4 protein-coding genes and 1 pseudogene are annotated in these 4,149 nt (G+C 69.3%); 1 reads left to right on the top strand and 4 read right to left on the bottom strand.

Annotation, left to right across the window (positions count from 1 at the left end):
• From ACIQ6O_RS13750 to ACIQ6O_RS13735, 4 genes and pseudogenes are all read right to left on the bottom strand, one after another.
• Nucleotides 1-237 (bottom strand): annotated as a pseudogene (locus ACIQ6O_RS13750) (hypothetical protein); the annotation flags it as partial.
• 265 nt (nucleotides 238-502) lie between these two features.
• Entirely contained in the window at nucleotides 503-1,474 is a 972-nt protein-coding gene (locus tag ACIQ6O_RS13745; protein WP_396208356.1) for an alpha/beta hydrolase family protein, read from the bottom strand.
• Nucleotides 1,475-1,554: 80 nt separating this feature from the next.
• Complete coding sequence (locus ACIQ6O_RS13740; RefSeq protein WP_396208355.1) at nucleotides 1,555-2,454, bottom strand: deoxyribonuclease IV; 900 nt, start codon at nucleotides 2,452-2,454, stop codon at nucleotides 1,555-1,557.
• Between the two features lie 38 nt (nucleotides 2,455-2,492).
• A complete protein-coding gene (locus ACIQ6O_RS13735; RefSeq protein WP_396208354.1) occupies nucleotides 2,493-3,527 on the bottom strand; it encodes a hypothetical protein in 1,035 nt (344 codons plus the stop codon).
• A gap of 135 nt (nucleotides 3,528-3,662) precedes the next feature.
• On the opposite strand from ACIQ6O_RS13735, the gene ACIQ6O_RS13730 reads away from it, so the two are divergent.
• The coding region (locus ACIQ6O_RS13730; protein ID WP_396208353.1) for an aldehyde dehydrogenase family protein at nucleotides 3,663-4,149 on the top strand (487 nt) is incomplete at its 3' end.

Genomic DNA, 4,149 nt, shown 5'->3' with positions numbered 1-4,149 from the left:
GACCACGGCGGCAAGGTCAGCGCTCGGCTGGAGCGCCTTCATGAACGCCGCATTCGGCGTACGCTTCGCGGCCTTCTTGGCGGGCGCCTTCTTGGCGGCAGCCTTCTTCGGAGCGGCCTTCTTGGCCGGCGCCTTCTTGGCAGCAGCCTTCTTCGGGGCAGCCTTCTTCGGGGCGGCCTTCTTGGCAGCAGCCTTCTTCGGTGCAGCCTTCTTCGCAGCCTTCTTCGCAGCGGCCATGTCGTCTCCTGAGAGTGGGGACCGTGTGGGTCGCGTCGAGCAACCAATTTGATCTCGACAGATCGCGCGAAGACGGGAAGCGCTTCGCGGACGCGCACAAACTACAATCGCGCATAGGGCGCGCAATAGTGGATTTCGCGTTTTCCCTCTGAAAAACGCGATTTTTTTCGGATTTTTTCTGTTTTTTCCCTCTGACACGCCGTTTTTTCTCTCGGCGCATCGTCGTTTTCCCCTCTGAAACGCAGTGCGACGCGCGTGATGCGCCTCAGCGCGGCGCCATGTGAATAGAGAGAAAATGTGTTGTGGCGGCGATGACCGCGGCGCGGGGACGGCGATCGGCGAGACGCACGTATCCCTGCGGATCGCCATCGTGGTCGGGAAGCAACAGGTGATCGGTGTCGCTTACATGCCGCACCTCGACGTCCGCTCCGGCGTCGCGCAACACCGCGGCGAGTTCGTCTGCATGCTCCGGCGGTACCTGACGATCGGTATCTCCGTGCACGAGCAGCACTGGTCGCGTCACCGACGTCGCGACCGCTCGCGGGTCGAGCGCAAACCACCGGCGCAGCCACGGATCGTGCGCGGCCATCTGCTCCGCTTCCGATTCGGCGGCGGCGAGCACGGCGCGCCGCTCGGTGGAGGGCCACCGGGCGAGATCGCTGCTCACGAGCTGCTGGCGTTGCCACCGCGCGATCTCGCGACCGGAGCGCGACGGCGCCCCCAGCAGGACGAGCGCCCCCAGCGCAGGATCCGCACGCGCCGCGAGCAGTGCCACCACGGCGCCCTCGCTGTGCCCCACGAGCGCGATGCGCGCGCGGTCGATACTCGGCTGCCGCCGCAGCCACGAGACAGCCGCCGCCGCATCGCGCGCGAAATCGTCGGTGGTCGCCCCCGCGAAGCGGCCGCGTGAGGCCCCCGTGCCGCGATCATCGAGCCGAAGCACGGCGAACCCCGCCGACACCAGCGCCGCACTGAAGTCGCGCCACGGGGCGTATCCCGGGAGTTCCACGCGCGCGCCATCGCGATCCTGCGGACCGGATCCCGCAATGAGCAGGACTGCCGGTACAACAGCGCGCGGTGCGTCGGTATCGGCGGCCCCCGTGCCGACAGCCGCCGGCCAGCTGATGGTGCCGGCGAGTGTCGTGGCAGAGTCCACCTCGATCACGACGTCGGCGGCGTGCGTGTCCGCGCGCAGGGGCGCGCGGGAGTCGCCGCAGGCCATCGTTGCGAAGGCCATGCCCGCACACCACACCGGTCGGCAGCAGATCGCCCACTCACTGGCGCGTCGCCGCATCCGCTGCGCCCGCGGCACAGCCGTCAGACCGTGTCGTGCGCCAAGGTGCGCAGCAACCCCACGCTCGTCACATCCCACGGGTCGGGGGTGGCGTCGTCCTCGGCGACCTCGGTGATCTGCTGCGGCGTTTCGAGGATCAACGGAATCCCCTGTGCCCGGTGGTCCTGCAGCAGCCACCCGAAGGCCGTCTCCCCGATGAGCCCCTGCCCGATGAGCGCGTGGCGATCCTTGTTCGAGCCAAGGGCGCCTTCGCTGTCATTGAGGTGCAGAAACGCCGGTGGTTCACCCGTGGCCGCTTCGAACTCGTCGAGCACCTGGGTGAGCGCCGCACGCGACGCCGCGATGGGAAATCCGGAGGCAAACAGGTGGCAGGTATCAAGCCCGTAGCCGGTGCGGTGCCGCTGCTCGGTCGGAATGCCATGCAGCATCTGCGCGACTTCTTCGGGCGTACGCCCCACGGTGGTACCGGCGCCCGCGGTATTCTCGATGAGCAGGCGCGTGTGGCTCTCCGGCACCGCCGCCAGCGCCCGTCGCATCGCTTCGGCCACCCGTTCACACGCCTCCTGCCGATCGCCCGTGGTGGCCGCGCCCGGATGGAAGCACACGCCGCCCACCCCGAGCGCCGTCGAGCGCTCGAACTCCTTGGCGAGGCCGGCCGCTGCACGCGACCACTTCTCCTCGTCGGGGGTGGCACAGTTGAGCACGTACGCCGCATGTACGATCACGTGGCGGGGCTCGATCCCCGCGTCGGCCAGCGCCTCGTGAAAGCGCGCGACGCGATCGGGCTTCACCCCCACCTTGTCATTGTAGTACTTCGGGATCGCACTGAAGATCTGCAACGCGTGCATACCGGCATTGCCGGCCCGGCGGGCGGCCATGGGAATGCCGCCGGTGTCTATACAGTGGGCGCCGATGAGCAGCATAAGTGACAGGGAGCAGGACGCAGGAGGCAGACCGTCGACTACTGCACGACGGCGCGGCGGATCTTGAACACCGGGTCGGCGTTGGGCGAGGCGAAATCGCTCCACCCCACCACCACCGCCTTGCCGCGCACGGCCACATGCGGATCGCGCGCGGTGGTGCCACCGCTGGCGATGAGGCGTTCTTCGAAAAGGTGTCCGGCCGTGCGCGAAATGGCGACGGCGGTGATCACGCGGCTGCGGCTGTTCGGGTCCTCGTAGGCCACCGCCACCAGTTCGCCGTGCGACGCCACGCGGGCCTCGCCGAGTCGCTCGCCGTACAGCACCGCGACGGGCGGCTCGAAGGCCGCGCGCGGATCCATTTGGTGGGCATAGAACACGCCCGGGCCCTCGGGGCCGGTGAGCGCGTACGCCACGTGCACATAGCCGTTGAGTGAGTCCACGGCGAGGCTCGGGGCGGGGCGGGCACAGCCGTACGCGCCACGTTCCGAGGCCTGCGCATCACGCGGCCCCTGATCGAGCGTGTCGACCATGATGGGGCCGCGCCACGCTCCGAGCCGCTGCTCGGCTGCCACGGTATCGCGCCACGCCGCGGCGAGATGCACCCGGCCACCGTTCACGCGGGTCCACCACACGGCAACCTTGCCGCGCCCAGGGGCCGTGGCGAATCGCAGCGAGCGCGCGCACCGCGCGGCATCGAGCGGCACGTCACCGTCGCCCAGCGACGTGGTGGGTGCGGGCGCCATCTGCATGGGAGCCATGGCAGGCGCCGCACTCAGCAGCTCCTGCGATTCGGGCAGCGAGTCGATCGCTGCCGCCAGCAGGGTGACGGCACCGGCTTCCCGCAGCTGGTCCTGCGTGAGCAGGAAGGCCGCTTCGGCCGTGCTGTCGGCGAGGGTGCTGTCGTACGGTACGAACGCCGGGTACTGCAGCGGCGACGGCATCGCGGTGACCACGCCGGCCGAGTCCAGCCAGCGGGCCGGTGGCGTCTCGCAGGCGGTCAGGCCGACCAGCAAGACCACCAGGAGCGGAGCCCCCATCCGGAAGCCGACACGGGCGGGGGAAGCAGAAGACATCAGAACCATGCGCGAACGCTAGTGCAAGAACGGCGCGACGCCAGCGCGTCTGCTACCTTTCGGGACTTCCCGCGAACGGCGCCCGGGTGCGGGTCTCCCCGCGGGAACCCCTTCCCTGTCCTTCGGAGACGAACGATGTCCTTTGCTGCCTTCGACGGTACGCGTCGCGTGCCGGCTGCGGTCAACGAACCGGTGCGGAGCTACGCGCCGGGCTCCCCGGAACGGCTGTCGCTGCAGAAGCGCCTCGAGGAAATGGCCGCCGAGCAGATCGACATCCCGATCGTCGTGGGTGGCCGCCGCATCCACACGGGCGACACCGGCACGGTGCGCATGCCGTGCGACCATCAGCACGTGCTGGCCACGTACCACAAGGCCACGCCAGAGCTCGTGCACGAAGCCATCGCCGCGGCCGCCAAGGCGCGCGAAGAGTGGGCGAGCTGGCGCTGGGAAGATCGCGCCGCCGTGTTCCTCCGCGCGGCCGAGCTGCTCACCACGACGTGGCGCAACACGTTCCTCGCGTCCACGATGCTGGGCCAGGCCAAGACGGTGCATCAGGCCGAGATCGACGCGACGTGCGAACTGATCGACTTCTGGCGCTTCAACGTGCAGTTCGCGCAGGAGC

This window comes from Gemmatimonas sp., assembly GCF_044345575.1.
GTDB lineage: Bacteria > Gemmatimonadota > Gemmatimonadetes > Gemmatimonadales > Gemmatimonadaceae > Gemmatimonas.
This window is presented reverse-complemented; position numbering and strand designations above follow the sequence as displayed.

Coding starts and splice junctions, on each gene's coding strand:
- ACIQ6O_RS13735 (WP_396208354.1), bottom strand. CDS start 3,527: ATGTCTTCTGCTTCCCCCGCCCGTGTCGGCTTCCGGATGGGGGCTCCG.
- ACIQ6O_RS13745 (WP_396208356.1), bottom strand. CDS start 1,474: ATGGCCTTCGCAACGATGGCCTGCGGCGACTCCCGCGCGCCCCTGCGC.
- ACIQ6O_RS13740 (WP_396208355.1), bottom strand. CDS start 2,454: ATGCTGCTCATCGGCGCCCACTGTATAGACACCGGCGGCATTCCCATG.